Source organism: Paraburkholderia dioscoreae (assembly GCF_902459535.1).
In the GTDB taxonomy this organism is placed as follows: Bacteria; Pseudomonadota; Gammaproteobacteria; order Burkholderiales; family Burkholderiaceae; genus Paraburkholderia; species Paraburkholderia dioscoreae.
In genome coordinates this window covers 1,018,387-1,035,826 of sequence record NZ_LR699553.1, presented here as the reverse complement: position 1 = coordinate 1,035,826, position 17,440 = coordinate 1,018,387, and the positions used below count along the sequence as shown (strand labels likewise).

16 protein-coding genes are annotated in these 17,440 nt (G+C 58.4%); 9 read left to right on the top strand and 7 right to left on the bottom strand.

All coding sequences use genetic code 11. The annotated features are described in order from the left end of the window. Nucleotides 1-277: 277 nt before the first annotated feature. Together PDMSB3_RS04660 and PDMSB3_RS04655 are read left to right on the top strand one after the other, a co-directional pair. Nucleotides 278-823 carry a hypothetical protein gene (locus PDMSB3_RS04660; RefSeq protein ID WP_007175829.1) on the top strand — a complete coding sequence of 182 codons (546 nt, stop codon included), beginning with the start codon at nucleotides 278-280 and terminating at the stop codon, nucleotides 821-823. A gap of 190 nt (nucleotides 824-1,013) precedes the next feature. After that, nucleotides 1,014-1,706 carry a GntR family transcriptional regulator gene (locus PDMSB3_RS04655; protein WP_007175830.1) on the top strand — a complete coding sequence of 231 codons (693 nt, stop codon included), beginning with the start codon at nucleotides 1,014-1,016 and terminating at the stop codon, nucleotides 1,704-1,706. A gap of 78 nt (nucleotides 1,707-1,784) precedes the next feature. Here PDMSB3_RS04655 and PDMSB3_RS04650 read toward each other — a convergent pair whose 3' ends face one another. The 7 genes from PDMSB3_RS04650 to ppa all read right to left on the bottom strand — a co-directional run bounded on the left by PDMSB3_RS04650 (nucleotide 1,785) and on the right by ppa (nucleotide 9,825). Further along, complete coding sequence (locus PDMSB3_RS04650; RefSeq protein ID WP_007175831.1) at nucleotides 1,785-3,089, bottom strand: MFS transporter; 1,305 nt, start codon at nucleotides 3,087-3,089, stop codon at nucleotides 1,785-1,787. A 118-nt stretch (nucleotides 3,090-3,207) separates the two neighbouring features. After that, the gene (locus tag PDMSB3_RS04645; protein ID WP_007175832.1) at nucleotides 3,208-4,053 is read right to left on the bottom strand and encodes a class II aldolase/adducin family protein; all 846 of its coding nucleotides are present in this window, start codon (nucleotides 4,051-4,053) and stop codon (nucleotides 3,208-3,210) included. A gap of 130 nt (nucleotides 4,054-4,183) precedes the next feature. Further along, on the bottom strand, nucleotides 4,184-4,885 hold the full coding sequence (locus tag PDMSB3_RS04640) for a GntR family transcriptional regulator (RefSeq protein WP_007175833.1): 702 nt from the start codon (nucleotides 4,883-4,885) through the stop codon (nucleotides 4,184-4,186). 68 nt (nucleotides 4,886-4,953) lie between these two features. Continuing rightward, a complete protein-coding gene (gene ilvC, locus PDMSB3_RS04635; protein WP_165185092.1) occupies nucleotides 4,954-5,967 on the bottom strand; it encodes a ketol-acid reductoisomerase in 1,014 nt (337 codons plus the stop codon). Nucleotides 5,968-6,072: 105 nt separating this feature from the next. After that, entirely contained in the window at nucleotides 6,073-7,083 is a 1,011-nt protein-coding gene (locus PDMSB3_RS04630) for a PDR/VanB family oxidoreductase (RefSeq protein ID WP_165185089.1), read from the bottom strand. Between the two features lie 96 nt (nucleotides 7,084-7,179). Then, nucleotides 7,180-8,724 (bottom strand): Rieske 2Fe-2S domain-containing protein, encoded by a 1,545-nt coding sequence (locus PDMSB3_RS04625; RefSeq protein ID WP_165185087.1) that lies wholly within the window; start codon nucleotides 8,722-8,724, stop codon nucleotides 7,180-7,182. Between the two features lie 573 nt (nucleotides 8,725-9,297). Continuing rightward, on the bottom strand, nucleotides 9,298-9,825 hold the full coding sequence (gene ppa, locus PDMSB3_RS04620) for an inorganic diphosphatase (protein ID WP_007175837.1): 528 nt from the start codon (nucleotides 9,823-9,825) through the stop codon (nucleotides 9,298-9,300). 254 nt (nucleotides 9,826-10,079) lie between these two features. On the opposite strand from ppa, the gene PDMSB3_RS04615 reads away from it, so the two are divergent. The 7 genes from PDMSB3_RS04615 to PDMSB3_RS37625 all read left to right on the top strand — a co-directional run bounded on the left by PDMSB3_RS04615 (nucleotide 10,080) and on the right by PDMSB3_RS37625 (nucleotide 17,137). Further along, nucleotides 10,080-11,519, top strand: a complete 1,440-nt coding sequence (locus PDMSB3_RS04615; RefSeq protein ID WP_007175838.1) for an aldehyde dehydrogenase family protein — start codon at nucleotides 10,080-10,082, stop codon at nucleotides 11,517-11,519. A 50-nt stretch (nucleotides 11,520-11,569) separates the two neighbouring features. After that, nucleotides 11,570-12,328, top strand: coding sequence for an SDR family oxidoreductase (locus PDMSB3_RS04610; protein WP_011487326.1), 759 nt, complete (start codon nucleotides 11,570-11,572; stop codon nucleotides 12,326-12,328). A gap of 154 nt (nucleotides 12,329-12,482) precedes the next feature. After that, complete coding sequence (locus PDMSB3_RS04605) at nucleotides 12,483-13,802, top strand: MFS transporter (protein WP_165185084.1); 1,320 nt, start codon at nucleotides 12,483-12,485, stop codon at nucleotides 13,800-13,802. 280 nt (nucleotides 13,803-14,082) lie between these two features. Beyond that, entirely contained in the window at nucleotides 14,083-14,961 is an 879-nt protein-coding gene (locus PDMSB3_RS04600; protein ID WP_165185081.1) for a DUF4238 domain-containing protein, read from the top strand. A 355-nt stretch (nucleotides 14,962-15,316) separates the two neighbouring features. Next, nucleotides 15,317-16,009, top strand: coding sequence for a dual OB domain-containing protein (locus tag PDMSB3_RS04595; RefSeq protein ID WP_407670524.1), 693 nt, complete (start codon nucleotides 15,317-15,319; stop codon nucleotides 16,007-16,009). A gap of 33 nt (nucleotides 16,010-16,042) precedes the next feature. Further along, nucleotides 16,043-16,492, top strand: coding sequence for a DUF488 domain-containing protein (locus PDMSB3_RS04590; RefSeq protein WP_165185075.1), 450 nt, complete (start codon nucleotides 16,043-16,045; stop codon nucleotides 16,490-16,492). Nucleotides 16,493-16,501: 9 nt separating this feature from the next. Further along, a complete protein-coding gene (locus PDMSB3_RS37625) occupies nucleotides 16,502-17,137 on the top strand; it encodes a DUF4326 domain-containing protein (RefSeq protein ID WP_197740205.1) in 636 nt (211 codons plus the stop codon). Nucleotides 17,138-17,440: the final 303 nt, after the last annotated feature.

The window sequence follows — 17,440 nt, the reverse complement described above, 5'->3', positions numbered from 1 at the left end:
ACAACCTGTAAAGCGATCACGTTCTTCTCACGGAGCACAACCGGTAGAGAAGACGCAAGATGCGAAACTCACAGGCACGCAGAATCGCGATTGCCGGAATTGTTGTGGGAGTCGGGAAACCCCACAAACGTTCGACTCAGTATTTGTACTGATAGGCCACCAGCATCACATCCCGTACTCTTTCTGTATACAGAGTTCCGAATTCCGCACGCAGAGTGACAGAAAAACGCCGGCGGATCTCCGGCGGCTCTTCTCAACAATGATGAACGGAGACGGCATGAAAGAAGCGGACTTCCTGATAGCGCGCCCCGTAAGCTATGGCAATTCACCGCCTGTCGTGATCGGCGAGACAGGCTTTTCATTTCGCGACTCGGACAGACCGAAATCAATCATGGATGTCTGGATGAACGGCGAGGGCTTTCCCGCGGCCGCTCGGGACGTTTTCGCGAAATATCCGCAATTTGCCGATATCGTCGGCCTCATTGGAGTGCCGACCGCGCCGCGCGAACATCGCCGCCCTTCTTCGGGATGGATTCTCGCGCGTGCTTCATCAGGGCTGGTTTCCATTGCGATTCGCAACGCTCAAGATTGCGATTCAGAACGCCTTGCGGAAGATGCAGCGTTCGCGACTGAGGAAGCACAGCGCTTCGCCGCAAAGTCCGTCGTCATTCTCGTGCAGGCGGAAACCGGCCGGGGCGCAGAAATCGGGCGCAAGGCGCTGGAAAAGACATTTGCAACAGACATCCCTGAGCTGAACCGGCTCTACATCGACCGGCATGCCAGTTCCCCAATCTGGCTCGCCAGTCTGTCGGGCAAAAACTGACTGTTCCGGCGTAGCACCGCTGCTTCCTGCCGAAAAACGCCGCCGCCGCTCCCTTCCTTTCCGTGGGCCTTCGCCTCCACCGCGAATCATCAAAGGCTTGCGCCACGTCATGCAGGCGAAGCGCCGACCTGAACAGCCTTAATCAATGCTGGTAAGCTATTAGTATTCTGTATCCACAGCTACCGTAGCCATGCCAGCAAAACTCCTGAAAATCCAGGCACGTACAGATTACGTCGATGAAGTCTACCGAGTCCTGCTCGATGCCATCAGCGAGGGTTCGATCGCGCCTGGAACCCGGATCGTCCAGGAGGAAATCGCCGAGCAGTTGGCTGTCTCCCGTTCGCCCGTTCTGCAGGCCTTCCGCCTTTTGAAAAAAGACGGACTGGTGGAAGATGCGCCCGGCCGCGGATTGCAGGTCACACCGCTCGACGCGACGCGCATCGGCCATCTCTATGAACTGCGCGGCGCGCTGGATAGTCTCGCCGCTCGCCTGGCCGCGCGCAAGAAGGTCAAGATAGACAAGGCACTGGTGGCGACCGGGCGAAAGCTGTCAAAAGGTGAAGACGTCCGGGCGATGATCGAGGCCGACATGGCATTCCACACCGCCATTTACACGGCGTCGGGCAATCCGCTCATTGTCGACAGCGCACGTTTGCACTGGATGCACCTGCGGCGTGTAATGGGGGCCGTTCACCAGGTGACCGGCCAGCGCAAGTCCGTCTGGGACGAACACGCGGCAATAGCTGACGCGATTGCCCAGGGAGATGAAGAGCTCGCTGCAAAGCTCAGTCTCCAGCACACCGAAGTCGCCCGCGAGAACCTCGTTCGCCACATGAGCCAAACCATCGTGGAAACGGACACGCCGAAACGCTCGGTACGCTGAGCGTTTTTGCTCCCCTTCTGGCGTCGCGACCGCCGCAGGATCCAGAGCCTGCGGCGGCGCTTACACACAAGCGCTCACCTAGCGACGACGGTTAACCAGCGTCGGAGGCACAAATAGCACCAGCACGCCCGCAATGACGAGGCTGACTGAAAGTGCCAACACGCCCGCGCCCGCCGATCCCGTAGCGGTCTTGACCAGACCGATCAGCGACGGACTGACCACGCCCGAGATGCTGCCTACCGAGTTGGCAAATGCCAGCCCCGCAGCGGCAGCGGCTCCGCCAAGGAATGCCGGAGGAAGCACCCAGAACTGCGAGATGGTTGTCATCACACCCATCGTTCCGATGGTCAGCGCAATCATCGCCGGCACCGTCGAGTTGGAAAACCACACGCTCATCGCAAGACCAAAGGCGCCGACGAAACCCGGCACGATCAGGTGCCAGCGGCGCTCGCCCATCCGGTCCGAGCTCTGGCTGACGAGCACCATGGCGACCGCACCGACCGCATAGGGAATGGCCGTCAGCAGCCCGACGTGCAAGGGGTCGGCCACGCCGCTCGATTTGATGAGCGAAGGCAGCCAGAAGCTGACCCCGTAAAGGCCCATGGTATAGAAAAAGTAGATGGCGCTGACAAGGAGAATCTTGGGATTGAGAAGACCGTCCTTGACCGAGTGCAGAAGGCCCTCGGGCCTCTCATCAACGAGCTTGCGCTCAATGATGGCTTTCTGGGCGTCGGTGAGCCATTTCGCATCCTGTACCTTGTCGTCCAGATAGAAATATGCAGCCACGCCGAGCACGACCGTCGGCACGCCTTCTACCAGGAACAGCCATTGCCAGCCTGCCAGACCATGAGCCCCTCCGAGGGCCGTCATCAACCAGCCGGACAGAGGACCGCCGATAACGCCGGACATCGGAATGCCGGTCATGAAAAGCGCGGTAACCTTTGAGCGCCGCGAAGACGGAAACCAGTAGGTGAGGTAGAGGACAATTGCGGGGAAAAAGCCTGCCTCGGCGACACCGAGCAGAAACCGCATGATGTAGAAGGTCGTGGGCGTCTTCACGAACATCATGCCGACCGAGACGATACCCCATGTAACCATGATGCGCGCGATCCACCGTCGCGGACCTACACGCATGAGTATCAGATTACTCGGCACCTCGAAAAGCAGATAACCGACGAAAAACACGCTGGCGCCAAATCCATAAACCGCCTCGCTGAGCCCGAGGTCGTTGAGCATCTGCAACTTCGCAAAGGCAACGTTGATGCGGTCCAGGTAGGCGGACAGATAGCATAGAAAGAGGAATGGAATAAGGCGCCAGGCGGCTTTTGCAAACGCGGATGACTCACTCTCTTCCAGATATACGGCCGGACTGTGGGAACTCATTGTTGTCTCCTGAGGGGCCTTCCGATGACGGTGGTTGCTTTTCTTCTAGTGCCCACCGGTTGTGGCCTGCGGCGGTATCCGAGGAAATACCGCCGCAGGTATGCGTTCGTGACCGCGTTTAGTCGAACATGTCCGGCTGCGTGGCTACGAGGTCATTCCAGATGGTCTGGAAGTGAAGCCAGCCAATGTATTCGCTACCCACGTGCTCACGGCTGTACCGCGCACGGTCCGGCGTGACTTCCTTCGGCGTAATACCCGTGGCTTCGATCATCAGTTGCTGCTGGCAGCAGCGCTCCAACGCGATGAACCAGAACGCGGCCGAGTCGATGCTGTGACGGCTGGCGGTCAACAAGCCGTGGTTCTGGTGGATGGCGGCTTTGACTCCGGCGAATGCGTTGGCAACCTTATTGCCGCCCTTGACTTCGACCGCCACTTTGCCCGCTTCATCGCCGATAACGACGTGGTCCTCATAGAACGCTGCCGCGTCCTGCGAGATGGGCGCGAGCGGCTTACCCAGCGAGGAGAACGCGGTTCCGTAGGTCGTGTGGGCATGGCACATCGCGACGATGTCCTGATGCTGCTCATGTACCGCGGCGTGCAGCACGAAGCCGGCACGGTTGATGGCGTAGTTGCCCTCGACGACATTACCCTTGTGGTCCGCGCAGATGAGATTCGAGAGCTTGACCTGTGCGAAATGCACACACATCGGGTTTGTCCAGTAAAGGCCAGGATTTTCGGGGTCACGGATGGTCAGGTGACCTGCGAATCCGTAGTCGAAACCCTGTAACGCGAACGCGCGGCATGCAGCAACCAGGCGTTCCTTCAGATGCTGGCGGTGCGCCTGCACAGACGTGAACTGTGGAACTTCCGGAAAAATCAGCCCTTCCTGGTCCGGCTGGTAAATCGAGACCTTGCCCGGCTTGACAATCGATTCTTCTCTGGATTCTGCAACGGCAGTAGACATGTCTAATTCTCCTACGTATTGAACGGGAACTTATGAAGTACGTGGGTACCAGTCGCGTTGCTTCCGACACTGTTCCCACTGAAACCCGGCGATGTAACCATCACCGCCGGCATGACCTGCAATACAAACATCAGGCGACCGACTCATTCGCTTCGGCCGATAAATTGAGAACACCGAGCAATGCATCGAACTGACCGGCGACCAACTGGCTTGCATGTTTCGCATGCCCGCCCGAGAGACGTTCCGCTAGTGCGCAATCCCCCGCTTCTATGGCGTTGGCGATTGCCGCATGCTCGTCCCAGATTGACGGGCGCTGACCGGGCGCCTGCAGTACAGCACCCATGACGCGCCGGATATGCACCCAGTGACCATGTGCCGTCTGCGCAATCAGACGATTTCCAGAAGCGGCGTAGACGGCAAAGTGAAACTCCATATCCGCGTCGATCATCGCGTGAACGTTGCCCGTCTGCGCTGCCTTGCGGCCGCGCTCAATGAGTTTCGGGTCGAGCCGCGCGCCGGCGCCGGCAGCGAGCCCGGCCGCGAGCCTATCCAGAGCTCCGCGAATTTCGTAAAGGTCGGCGAGTGCCGATGCTTCCAGGGGTGCGACAAGCAGACCACGGCCGGGAGCATCCTGCACAAGTCCGTCTTTCTTGAGCAGTCGCAGCGCCTGCAACACCGGCGAGCGCGACACGGAGAGCTGCTCCGCAATGTCTTCCTGCGTCAGGCGTGTTCCGGGTGCGAGAGAGCCATCGCAGATTGCGCCGAGGAGTACCTCATAGACTTCCTCTACGTAATCGGGCCGCGGTTGAATCTTGAGCAGTTTCGATGTCATGGTTTCACTTTCCTTGACGACGGCATGGATTTATCCGGCGATATGCCCATGCCTGCTTCGCTGGGAACTCAGTTCTTCGAGCGGTCGACCAAAGCGCCTTTGCTAATCCAGGGCATCATGGCGCGAAGTTTCGCCCCAACGATTTCGATCTCGTGATTGGCGCTCAGGCGACGGCGAGCCTGCAGCGTCGGCGCGCCGGCTTTGTTCTCGAGGATGAAGCTCTTTGCGTACTCACCGGTCTGAATGTCATGCAGCACCGACTTCATGGCCTGCTTCGTCGATTCGGTGATGATTCGCGGACCGGTTTGATATTCCCCGAACTCGGCGTTGTTCGAGATGCCGTAGTTCATGTTGGCAATACCGCCCTCGTAAATGAGGTCCACGATGAGCTTTACTTCATGCAAACATTCGAAGTAGGCCATCTCCGGCGCGTAGCCGGCTTCAACCAACACTTCGAATCCAGTCTTGATGAGGTCGACAAGACCGCCGCAGAGTACCGCCTGTTCACCGAAGAGATCCGTTTCTGTCTCTTCGAGGAAGCTGGTTTCGATGATGCCCGCACGCCCACCGCCAATCGCTGCAGCGTAGGCGAGCGCGACTTCGCGAACAGAGCCTGACGGATTCTGCGCAACCGCGATGAGATGAGGCACACCACCGCCCGACACAAAGGTGCTGCGCACGGTATGGCCTGGTGCCTTCGGCGCGACCATCATCACGTCGAGGTCGAGGCGGGGGGCGACCTGACCGTAGTGAATGTTGAAGCCGTGTGCAAAGCCCAGGACCGCGCCTTTCCGGGCGTTCGGCTCCACTTCTTCGCGATACACATCTGCAATGCGTTCATCGGGAAGCAGCATCATGATGACGTCGGCCTCTTTTACGGCATCCGCTACCGTCTTGACGCGCAGGCCGGCGTTCTCCGCCTTGGTCCATGAAGCACCCTTGCGCAGACCGACGCTTACGTCAATGCCGCTGTCCTTCAGGTTCAGGGCATGTGCGTGGCCCTGCGAGCCGTAACCGATGACCGCAACGCTTTTGCTTTTCAAAAGAGAAAGGTCGGCATCCTTATCGTAATAAACTTTCATGCTGTTTCCAGAGGTTTGCGCCAAGGGCGCTGCTGCGTAAGTACGCGAAGAAGAAGTCGCCTCGATACGGCGGGCGGCCCCGTTAATCCAACTAGCTATCGCCTCTTAAAGGTCGAGCACGAGTGTTTTGCTTACCGGCCGTGATACGCACGCAGTGAGGTATTCCTGCCGTTCTTCTTCGCTGAGAATGAAGTCGTTGTGCTCGACTTCGCCATCCCGATAGCGAACCTTGCACGTCGCGCACAAGCCGGCGCAACATGAAGTCGGAACTTCGACCCCAACTGCATTCAGCGCTTCAGCGAGGCTCTGGTCCGCTCCAACATGTATGACCTGACCGGTGCTTGCAATGGTGACGTCGCAACCATCCGCGGATTCCACGCTGGCAGGTGCACGCCTCGGCTGCTCGGGCGCCTTGAAGTGCTCGAAATGCACTGTGCCTTTGGGCCAATGGCTAGCCGCATCCGCACATGCCTTCATGAAGCCGGAGGGTCCGCAGTAATAGACGTGCGTTCCAGAAGAAGGCTGCGACAGCAGCTTCGCCAGATCTAGCTGGTTGCGTTTTTCGCCGTCGTCGAAGTGATAGTGCAACTTGCCGGTGCTCAGCATGGTTGCGAGCTCTTCGCTGAATGCTGCCGCTTCGCGACTTCGTGCGCAGTAGTGCATTTCAAAGTCGACGTGATGCGCTTCGAGCTCGTGCGCCATCGCCTTGAGCGGCGTCACACCAATGCCGCCGGCAATCAGAATGACTTTCTTCGCATTGCCGTCCAGCGAAAAGTGATTCCGCGGCCGGCTGATGGTGACAATATCCCCTGCTGCTACGTCGTCATGCATGGAGCGTGAACCACCGCGTCCGGCTTCGTCTTTCAAAACCGCAATGACATAGCGGTGACGCTCGGCTGGCGGGTTGCACAGTGAATACTGACGGATAACGCCGTTCTTCAGATGGACGTCGATGTGCGAACCGGCTTCGAACGGCGGAAGCTTCTCGCCTCCGGGGCTCGTCAACTCATACGAGTTGATACCTTTCCCTTCGTACCGTACCTGCTTCACACGTACATCCAGCGTGCCTGCTTCGATATCCTGAACGGCCTCTTCCGTTTCCAGTGAGGTTTCCATCGTCATCTCCCTTCCTGGCTGGCGCCTGGCCGCTCAACAACGGAGCGGCCAGGCGCAGCTAGTGTCTGATCAATCCCGTACAAAAGACGCAATGCTTCAGCTCTTCAGCGACTGTTCGAGCTCTTCAAATTTCCCGCGCACGAATTCGGCGCGTGCGGTGCCCTTGAGGGTGTCGCTCTCGGTGAGAATTGCGACGACGGTTTTCAGGACTTTCCGGCGACGGGCGACTTCATCCTCGACCGTTTCGCCTTCAGCAATTTCGAACACGTTGCCGGTGCAATAGCTGTTGGGCGCGCCGCCGAGTTCGCGGAACCACTCGGCGAACCCGTGAGCGGATGCCGCCGCGTTCGTGCCCCGCACTGCGTCGCGCAACATCTTGCGGAACTGATAAAGGCCGGCGTCGAACTTGGTCGGGTTTTCAAGCGAATGGACAGCGATAGGCCGCTGGCTGATGATGGCCTCATAGTCGCCAGGCGCGTATTGCGCGTCCTTATAGGTTGCGCGCTCCCGGTGATTCGGCGGGATGGGCGGCAGGTCTTCGAGCTTGTATTTGCCAAAGCGCTCAGGACGGCGCATCGCCACCTGGCCTTCGAGAAAGTCGATGGTCTCGTACCCGACCAGTTCCTTGTTGCCGATACCACGGGTGTCGATGCCCGGGCCCATTACACGCCAGCCGATCATCTTGCTGTTTTCGTCGTCAACAGGGACTGTCCAGCGGATGATGTGGAATCGGCTGAAGAGCTTTTTCTTCGAACCGTCTTCGGACGTATAGGCATGCAGGCTCAGGTTCGGCAGCACCTGATGCTGAACGCGCACGAAAAGCTTGTCTTTGTCGACGCGACGAGCGCCCGCACAAGCGAGGCTGCGACCGCCCTGAACCGGGACAAAATTCATGTCGGGAGCGACTTCCATCGACGCCGCGCCGACTTCGTCAAACGTCGTGCCCTGATAGTGACCATCCACCACATTCTTGCCGGAATGCAACGCCGTCGGATGGTAGTTGTCGGCCGCGTTGTCCTGTACCTGTAGCCAGTTGCAGTGCTGGAAGTTGCTGTATGCGACCAGCTCGTCACCCTCCGCTACCGTGAAATCGCCTTCCCACTCGGGGAAAGGCGGCTCGTCATCCGGCGGACCCATGTAGGCGAACACCAGGCCGTTGCGTTCGACTGCCTTGTAAGCGCCCTGACGAATCGAACAGGCGAACTTTTCGGCCTCTTTCTCCTCGCCCTTCGGGAAAGGAACGTGAAGGCAGGTGCCGTCCACGTCGAAGACCATGCCGTGGTAGCAGCACATGATGCCGTGCTCCTGAATCGCACCATATTCGAGCGACGCACCGCGGTGCACGCAATGTGCATGCAGCACACCGACCCGGCCGCTTTTATCCCGGAACGCCACGAGTTCTTCGTTCAGGATTTTGAGGAAGCGCGGCGTATCGGTGAGCTCCAGAGACATGCACACCGGGTGCCAGAAGCGGCGCATGAACTCGCCCATCGGGGTGCCCGGACCGGTTTCGGTCAGTTCGGGGTCGTGCTCAGGCACCTTGTTCGTGTAGTACCCGCCGAAAGGGATCAGCTTCTTTGCGACCGGGGCGGAGCCACCCGTGCGCTTCTGCTCATCCATCTTGTCTGACTTGACGCTCATGTCTGATTTCCTCCAGTGATTGATAGGGACGCTCGGCCAGGCTGTTCATCTCTGAACGCCGGACTCGGAGTTTCGTGTTCCGAACTCTGTATCCAAAGAATATGGCCGAAATGCGCCGCTGTCTTGATAGGGTTAACGCCATGCGTCCCGAACTGCGAGACCTGATGTCGTGTCCGGATACACATGATGCGACGCACCATTAATTTGCAAGGGCGTTGATGTCAGGTCGCGTCTATAGGGTATTTCGGCGCGTTCACCCATGTTTCGGTGCAGCAAAATCGGCTAGCCCGAACTCGTCGATGCAGTGGCATGCCGCAGCTTCATGCTGCTTTCCGGAAAGGACTTTGCGCTTTTCTGGTACAAATCCGCAGCGTCGGAATGAACGAGGCGCTGTTCTGTGCTGCACAGCAGGGCCCCGCTGGCGCAGGGTTTGCCGGCGGAAGAGCACTTGCGAACCTCAGCGCCGAAATCGGCTGCACAAATGCAAAGAGGCAAGCCGCTGTGGCTTGCCTCTCGGCAGTTAAACCTCTTTTCGCAAAGCGAAGCCAATCTTTCACTTTGCGGTGGCGCAGCTTACTTCTTGTAGTTCGCCGCGCCGTCCGTGATTTCCTTGTGCGCGGCTTCAATGCCCGCCCAGCCGTCGACCTTCACCCACTTGCCCTTTTCGAGCGCCTTGTATTGCTCGAAGAAGTGCTTGATCTGGTCTTTCAGGTAAGCGGGGACGTCGTCGATCGACTTCAGGTCGGCGGTCATCGGGCAGACCTTGTCGTGCGGGACCGCGACCAGCTTCGCGTCCACGCCGGATTCGTCGGTCATTTGCAGCATGCCGAGCGCGCGGGCGCGAACCACCGAGCCGGCCAGCAGCGGGAACGGCGTGATGACCAGCACGTCCACCGGGTCGCCGTCGCCCGACAGCGTTTGCGGAATGTAGCCGTAATTCGCCGGATAGCGCATGCCCGTGCTGATGAAACGGTCGACGTGCAGCAGGCCCGTTTCCTTATCGGCTTCGTACTTCACCGGATCGCTTTGCGCCGGGATTTCGATGATAACGTTGAAATCTTGCGGAAGGTCTTTGCCTGCGGGGACGTGATTGAAGCTCATGAGCGCTCTCTGGTGAGGATGGAATTCGGAACACGGCGTGCGGCACGCTCGCTCGAATGGCATGCATCGTGAAACTCGCCACGAGCGGCGGCGCTGCGGCCGGAAGTACTTAATGCGCCATTATAGCCAATCGGCCAATGGCACCCTTGATTGGATCGGGGAGATAATCGTCTGGCGTCTCTCTCGATTGTGCCTCTCGTTTGTGAACACCACGTAACCGCAAAGCGGTTCGCGTGACACCTCAAGGAGCATGCATGGAAGAAGCCCGACACTTCATCGGCGGAGAATGGTCCGCCGCATCAGGCGGCGAGACGATCGCCGTGCTCGATCCCTCGGACGGCCAACCCTTCACCCAACTGGCACGCGGCACCGCGGCGGATATCGACGCCGCCGTGCACGCCGCGCGCCGCGCTTTCGAAGGCGCGTGGGGCGAGGCCAGCGCAGCCGAACGCGGCCGCGTGCTGTACCGGCTGTCCATGCTGGTTGCCGCGCGCCAGGAAGAACTGGCGCTGCTCGAAGCCCGCGACACCGGCAAACCGCTCAAGCAGGCGCGCGCCGATTCGGCCGCCCTCGCCCGTTACTTCGAGTTCTACGCCGGCGCGGCGGACAAGCTGCACGGCGAAACGCTGCCGTACCAGACCGGCTACACGGTGCTGACAATCCGCGAGCCGCACGGCGTGACCGGCCATATCGTGCCGTGGAATTACCCCATGCAGATTTTCGGGCGCAGCGTGGGCGCGGCGCTCGCCGCCGGCAATGCCTGCGTCGTCAAACCGGCCGAAGATGCGTGCCTCTCCGTGCTGCGCGTCGCCGAACTGGCTGCCGAGGCGGGTTTGCCTGCCGGCGCGCTGAATATCGTCACCGGCTACGGCCATGAAGCGGGCGCGGCGCTCGCGCGTCATCCGGGCATCGATCACATATCGTTTACCGGGTCGCCGGAAACCGGCAAGCTCGTCACGCAGATGGCCGCCGAGAATCACGTGCCGGTCACGCTCGAACTCGGCGGCAAGTCGCCGCAAATCGTGTTCGCCGACGCGGATCTCGACGCGGCGCTGCCCGTGCTGGTGTCGGCAATCGTGCAGAACGCCGGGCAAACCTGCTCGGCGGGCAGCCGCGTGCTGATCGACCGGTCCATTTACGAACCCTTGCTCGACCGGCTGAGCAGCGCGTTTCATGCGTTGCGGGTCGGCCCTTCGCATGCCGATCTGGACTGCGGACCGCTGATCAGCGCGAAACAGCAGCGGCGCGTGTGGGATTTTCTCTCGGACGCGCAGCACGACGGCATTCCTATGGCGGCGCAAGGCGAGGTGATTCCCGAGGCGCCGGAAAGCGGCTTCTATCAGGCGCCCACGCTGTTGCGCGACGTGCCCGCCAGCCACCGCCTCGCGCGCGACGAAGTATTCGGCCCCGTGCTCGCCGCCATGTCCTTCAGCGGCGAGGACGAAGCGCTTGCGCTCGCCAACGGCACGCCATTTGGTCTGGTCGCCGGTATCTGGACGCGCGACGGTGCACGGCAGATGCGGCTCGCGCGCCGCCTGCGCTCCGGCCAGGTGTTCATCAACAACTATGGCGCGGGCGGCGGCGTCGAACTGCCGTTCGGCGGCGTCAAGCATTCGGGCCACGGGCGGGAAAAGGGATTCGAAGCGCTGTATGGCTTTACCGTGCTGAAAACCATTGCGATCCGGCACGGTTAGTCGCGAGTCACGCACTTGCATCACCATCCACAACAAACAACGGAGACACTATGCGGTTGACAGGAAAAACAGCCATCGTCACGGGTGGCGGCTCGGGTTTCGGCGAAGGCATTGCCAAGACCTACGCGCGCGAAGGCGCGAACGTGGTGGTCAACGATCTGAACGGCCCGGCCGCCGAGCGCGTGGCAAGCGAAATCGCGCTGGCCGGCGGCAAGGCGATCGCGGTGACGGGCAACGTCGCCCAGCGCGAGGACTGGCAAAAGCTGCGCGAGGCCGCGCTCGAAGACTTCGGCAGCGTGCAGATCGTCGTCAACAACGCCGGCACCACGCACCGCAACAAGCCGGTGATGGAAGTCACGGAAGCCGAATTCGACCGCGTCTACGCGGTGAACGTGAAAAGCATCTACTGGAGCGTGCAGGAATTCGTGCCGTATTTCCGCGAGCAAGGCGGCGGCTGCTTCATCAATATTGCGTCCACGGCGGGTGTGCGGCCGCGCCCCGGGCTCGTCTGGTACAACGGCAGCAAAGGCGCGGTGATCATTGCGAGCAAGTCGCTGGCGGTCGAGCTGGGTCCGGACCGGATTCGGGTGAACTGCGTGAATCCGGTGATCGGCGAGACGGCGCTGCTGTCCGAATTCATGGGCGTGGAAGATACGCCGGAAAATCGCCAGCGCTTTCTCGCCGGCATTCCACTCGGGCGTTTTTCGACGCCGCAGGATATTGCCAACGCCGCGCTTTATCTGGCCTCGGACGAGGCGGAATTCATCACCGGCGTGTGTCTCGAAGTAGACGGCGGGCGCTGCGTGTAGCGCCGCGCCGGACCATTCTAGCGAGGGCCGCCGCTGCGCCGCCCTCGCCGCAGTCAGTGTTTTCCCCCGGTATCGATTCGTCGTGCAAAGCACTGAGCGCGGATAGAATCGATCGACGGCGGTACTTCAATTCCACAAGAAAAGAGGAGACACCATGGCTAGTCCCGCAAATCCGCTCCACCATCCCGGCGCGGGTGCGCCACCTTCCACTTTCGAAGAGGCCACCTACCGCAAGGTCACCTGGCGGCTCGCGCCGCTTCTGATGCTCTGTTACGTGGTCGCGTATCTGGATCGCGTCAACGTGGGTTTCGCCAAGCTGCAAATGACCAGCGACCTTGGGCTGAGCGATGCGGTGTACGGATTCGGCGCGGGGATTTTCTTTGTCGGCTATTTCATCTTCGAGATTCCGAGCAATGTGATTTTGCATAAGGTCGGCGCACGGGTGTGGATTGCGCGGATCATGGTGTCGTGGGGCGTGATCTCCATGCTGACCATGTTCGTGACTACGCCGACGATGTTTTATGTGATGCGCTTTCTGCTGGGTCTGGCTGAAGCGGGGTTCTTTCCTGGGATCATTCTTTATCTGACGTACTGGTATCCGTCGCATCGGCGTGGTCGCATGACGACGTGGTTCATGACGGCGATTGCGTTGTCGGGTGTGATCGGCGGGCCGGTGTCGGGTTATATCCTGAAGACCTTTAACGGCTTGAACGGCTGGCATGGCTGGCAGTGGCTGTTTCTGCTCGAAGGGATTCCTTCGGTGATCGTCGGGATCATGGTGTTCGTCATGCTGGACGATCGGATCTCGAAGGCGAAGTGGCTGACCAAGGAAGAGCAGGAGATGCTCGAGCGGCATGTGTCTGCGGAGGAAGCGACCAAGCATGACATGCCGATTCGGCAGGTGCTCACGAGTGGGCGAGTGTTGATGCTCAGTCTGACGTACTTCTCGTTTGTGATGGGGTTGTATGGGGTGAGCTTCTGGTTGCCGACGATTATTAAGGCGACTGGGGTGACGGATGCTTTCATGATCGGGTTGCTGTCGGCGATTCCGTTCGCGGGGGCTGTGGTGGCGATGGTGTTTGTGTCGCGTAGTGCGGATAGGAAGCGGGAGCGGCGGTGGCATATTGCGCTGCCGGCGTTTGCGGGGGCGATTGGGTTGGTGCTTTCTGTCGTGTGGACGCATAACACTGTGTTGGCGATGGCTTCGCTTACGCTTGCGACGATGGGGATTCTTACTACCCTGCCGTTGTTTTGGAGTTTGCCTACGGCGATCCTCGCCGGCACGGGCGCCGCTGCCGGCATTGCCATGATCAATTCGATCGGCAATTTGGCGGGTTTTTTGAGTCCCTATGCGGTGGGCTGGCTCAAACAGGCGACGGCGGCGAACGACTCCGGCATGTATATGCTCGCGGCGTTTATGGTGCTCGGCGGGTTGCTGGCTATTAGTGTGCCGGCGAAGATGGTTAATAGGTGAGGACTTGGAGTGCGCCTTTGGCGGTGATTTGCTGCTGAGGTTTCGCCGGTTTTGACAAATGTTGGCCGACTGCTGTCAAGTGCGTGAGGCGGTAGCCGGCCCAATATCGGTCAGCCACAGACGACACTAGATGCTCATTTGATTGTCAAGTGTATAGATGAAAGCGGTCATAGCAGTTACCGCTGCATATGGCGACTGCGGCTAGAGATCCGAAGGTATCGACAGGAAGCGCTATGCTGGCGTTCACGCAGCAGCGCATTCATGGCCAACGGAGAATCACATGGCGAGCGCAGAAAAACATCATTATGTCCCGCGATTTTATCTGAACGGTTGGACTACGCAGGATGAATCGCAAGCTCTTCGCTTAACGCGGTTCCAGTGGAAAGGCGGCAAATTCTTGGCTGAGCGCGTTGTACCCCGTTCAACCGCCTGTCTTGACAGACTTTATTCGCTGGAAGGTGTTCCGATTCAGGACCAGCAACGAATAGAAACAGACTTTTTGGCCAGGATCATCGACAACCCCGCTGGGGGCGTTCTGCATCATATGCGAACAGCGGGACCTAGGCACGACTTGAAGCAAGAGCAGCGAGTCGCATGGACGCGCTTTATCATGTCGTTACGCATCCGATCTCCAGAAATCGTGGAGCAACTCAATGCCGAGGCTCCAGCCGAGCTACGCAAAAACCTCGAAAACGATCCGGAAGAATACGACACACTGGCAGAAGAAGGCGACCCGGAAACGCTGTTGGAGTTTGTGGAAAAAGAGGCCCCTGGATTCATTGATGACTTCGGAAAGCGATTACTGCCCCGTCTGATCATGGATGACAAGGCGTTCAAGCGGATTCATCAAATGCATTGGTGGAGCGGAGACTTCAGCGACTCAAAGGTCTCACTTTTGACGAGTGACCATCCCGTAATTATCATGCCGGGAATTGACCACCCAGGATGCGTCCTTGCTCTACCAATATCACCGACGCTCGCTTTTTTTGCCTGCCCCGATGAACGTGTAGTTCAGTTTGTGTTGAATTGGAACAGGACATCACTGGTAGAGTGGCTTAACGCTACGGTCGTGCGCCTTGCGTCGGAACAGGTCTATGCCATAGATGACTGTCAAGCAGAGTTCGTCCGGAATCTGTTGAGGATGCCGACGGTCGATTAAACACTCATAGTCGCTGTCGGGCGCAGTGATGTGAGGCCGCTGCTGTAGCCCGGCGAAGCGGCCGTTGACGCGGTGGTGGGGCAAACGACAGTAGTGGGTCGGCTACGGAGGTTCTGGGATCGGCCAATAAGCGACACTGGCGAGGCGCTCGTGTCGGACGTTCAGAAGGCTGTTAAATTAAAGCTCAGAATTTGCCATTCAACGCCCAAAGGAGAGCGAGTCGCACTGTTGCATCGGTGCATGAAGGTCGCGAAAGGCCAACTCGCGGACCTCGCATCTACGCTTGCGCTTACAAGTTTGTTACATAATACAGGATTGCAGAAGTACAAAAAGAACCTGAGAGGCGGGTAAATCGATGGTAACAAAGAGAATTATCTGCTTGGCGAATTCACGCAAACGGGCTGAGCATTGCGTTGCAGGCATCGAAATCCTAGATGGGGGCCAGCGCCTTGGAGGTTGGATTCGGCCAGTTGGTAGTGGGCATGAGCAGGCGCTGCTGACGATTGAACAGTTATACATAGACGGAACGTCCGCACAGGTGCTGGATGTTCTTGATGTTCACCTAACCCGACATCAGCCCGATGGCTGTCAGGTTGAAAACTGGCAGGTTGACAACACACAACGCTGGGTGAAAAGCCACGAAGTCGATAGACAGCGTCTGGTCAACGCAATGCAGCCGCCAGCAATCTTATTCCAGAATGGTAGCCACACCAGTGCTGGGCTCAACGATCAAATTCTTACCGAAGAAGCGGACCGTCATGGCGGCTCTCTTTTGCTGGTTCATGTTCCGCATGTAGCTATACATGTCTTCGACCACTGGGGTAGACGGAAATGCCAAGGACGGTTCGAGTACAACGGAACGCATTACTGGATTACAGTCACGGATCCCGTGATCGAGGCTGAATTCATGCCTCAACGTGAAGCAGTTCATGATCTTGGACCCTGCATGCTGTCGGTGAGCCTGTCATCACCTCTAGTGAAGACTGTCGGCGGTGATAACCGTTCGTTTAGATTCAAGCTAATTGCAGCAGTGATTCGATTGACCTGATCTGAAAATAACGAAGCGAGGACGTCAAGTAAGATGCCGAACATCGACGTATCAACTATTGGATTTACGAACAAGACAGCCGAGAATTTTTTTGGTCTGTTGCGCGAGGCTGGAGTGCGCACGCTACTTGACGTTCGCTTGAACAACACATCACAACTCGCAGGATTTGCCAAGAAGGCTGATTTGAAGTTCTTTCTATCCGAGTTGCTGGATGCTAGTTTCGTAGAACTGGGCGACCTTGCTCCGGAAAAAGAGATGTTGAAGCAATATCAGGACAAAAAATTGACTTGGGATAGCTACGCCAATGCATACACGGAGTTGCTTGCCAAACGTCGCGTGGAGAGCAATCTAGATATTGCCTTGTTTGATCACGGTTGCCTTCTATGCAGTGAAGACAAGCCTCATCACTGCCACCGCCGTCTTGCGGTCGAGTATCTAAACTCGCGATGGGACAATATACTAAAAGTGTCCCATCTTTTCTGAAGCACGCTTATGAACGTTTCGAGCAAACCTGTGCTGCTGGTCGCGTTGTCGGCGGGCTTTAATGCGCCAGCCTTGTTCGTCAAAAAAATGGACAAGATAACCGGTGCGCTTCCACATGTTGAAGTGGTGCTCGTACAGGACGAGCAGGGAATCGCCGCGAATTACTTCTCCGAACGGAAGATCCAAGCTCGTAGTCAACGAGCATCCAATCGTATGTCTGCGAAGACTATGGTAGACGGGGCGACGCATGTTGTTGTGTTTTGGGGCGGACATGACCTCACCGACATCGTTTATTTCGCGCGGCTGCTAAAGAAAAGTACACGCATCATCCCGCTACGCATAACTACGGTGCGAAACCAGTCCAAGGAAGAGTTCGACGTCTCGATAGGTCGTGGTGGACCGTGGGGAAACCCATTCAAGATCGGGCACGGTCCAGGCGGACTTAGCCGCGAAGAAGCGATCGACAAGTACCGCGAGTATTTTGAAAAAGAAATTCTTCCCGATCCTGAGAAGCATGCAGCATTGCTTTCTCTTAGGGGCTACCGGCTTGGTTGCTTCTGCAAACCTCTGGCGTGCCACGGCGACGTTATCGCCTGTTATTTGAATTCCTACGTCGAGGCAGATGACGAGAGCGGGGACGACTGACGTTGACCTATCACTTCGCCACTCAGCGCATACATTGCACAGTTTTTTTGATGGTACGCGAAGCCTTCATCGTCCATGTTAGTTTTCGCGACCGATCGATAGGTCCGAGGTACACCATATAACGGCCGGTCGACTTAGAATCTTGTGAGCGGCAGAAACGGGTAGTGATATGCCTTTTGCATCGCGCGCCCTGACGAGAAGATCGCCGCGCCCGGTCGTCGGGCCTAGCGGGCCGCGAGCGGCCGCTGGCCCGCGCGTTCAGACGGGCGCTCCAATGTCGATTTCACTTCAGACAATAGACAT

What these genes read in the sequence shown, in the direction of transcription:
- PDMSB3_RS04660 (WP_007175829.1), top strand. Translation starts at nt 278, where the DNA reads ATGAAAGAAGCGGACTTCCTGATAGCGCGCCCCGTAAGCTATGGCAAT.
- PDMSB3_RS04655 (WP_007175830.1), top strand. Translation starts at nt 1,014, where the DNA reads ATGCCAGCAAAACTCCTGAAAATCCAGGCACGTACAGATTACGTCGAT.
- PDMSB3_RS04650 (WP_007175831.1), bottom strand. Translation starts at nt 3,089, where the DNA reads ATGAGTTCCCACAGTCCGGCCGTATATCTGGAAGAGAGTGAGTCATCC.
- PDMSB3_RS04645 (WP_007175832.1), bottom strand. Translation starts at nt 4,053, where the DNA reads ATGTCTACTGCCGTTGCAGAATCCAGAGAAGAATCGATTGTCAAGCCG.
- PDMSB3_RS04640 (WP_007175833.1), bottom strand. Translation starts at nt 4,885, where the DNA reads ATGACATCGAAACTGCTCAAGATTCAACCGCGGCCCGATTACGTAGAG.
- ilvC (WP_165185092.1), bottom strand. Translation starts at nt 5,967, where the DNA reads ATGAAAGTTTATTACGATAAGGATGCCGACCTTTCTCTTTTGAAAAGC.
- PDMSB3_RS04630 (WP_165185089.1), bottom strand. Translation starts at nt 7,083, where the DNA reads ATGGAAACCTCACTGGAAACGGAAGAGGCCGTTCAGGATATCGAAGCA.
- PDMSB3_RS04625 (WP_165185087.1), bottom strand. Translation starts at nt 8,724, where the DNA reads ATGAGCGTCAAGTCAGACAAGATGGATGAGCAGAAGCGCACGGGTGGC.
- ppa (WP_007175837.1), bottom strand. Translation starts at nt 9,825, where the DNA reads ATGAGCTTCAATCACGTCCCCGCAGGCAAAGACCTTCCGCAAGATTTC.
- PDMSB3_RS04615 (WP_007175838.1), top strand. Translation starts at nt 10,080, where the DNA reads ATGGAAGAAGCCCGACACTTCATCGGCGGAGAATGGTCCGCCGCATCA.
- PDMSB3_RS04610 (WP_011487326.1), top strand. Translation starts at nt 11,570, where the DNA reads ATGCGGTTGACAGGAAAAACAGCCATCGTCACGGGTGGCGGCTCGGGT.
- PDMSB3_RS04605 (WP_165185084.1), top strand. Translation starts at nt 12,483, where the DNA reads ATGGCTAGTCCCGCAAATCCGCTCCACCATCCCGGCGCGGGTGCGCCA.
- PDMSB3_RS04600 (WP_165185081.1), top strand. Translation starts at nt 14,083, where the DNA reads ATGGCGAGCGCAGAAAAACATCATTATGTCCCGCGATTTTATCTGAAC.
- PDMSB3_RS04595 (WP_407670524.1), top strand. Translation starts at nt 15,317, where the DNA reads ATGGTAACAAAGAGAATTATCTGCTTGGCGAATTCACGCAAACGGGCT.
- PDMSB3_RS04590 (WP_165185075.1), top strand. Translation starts at nt 16,043, where the DNA reads ATGCCGAACATCGACGTATCAACTATTGGATTTACGAACAAGACAGCC.
- PDMSB3_RS37625 (WP_197740205.1), top strand. Translation starts at nt 16,502, where the DNA reads ATGAACGTTTCGAGCAAACCTGTGCTGCTGGTCGCGTTGTCGGCGGGC.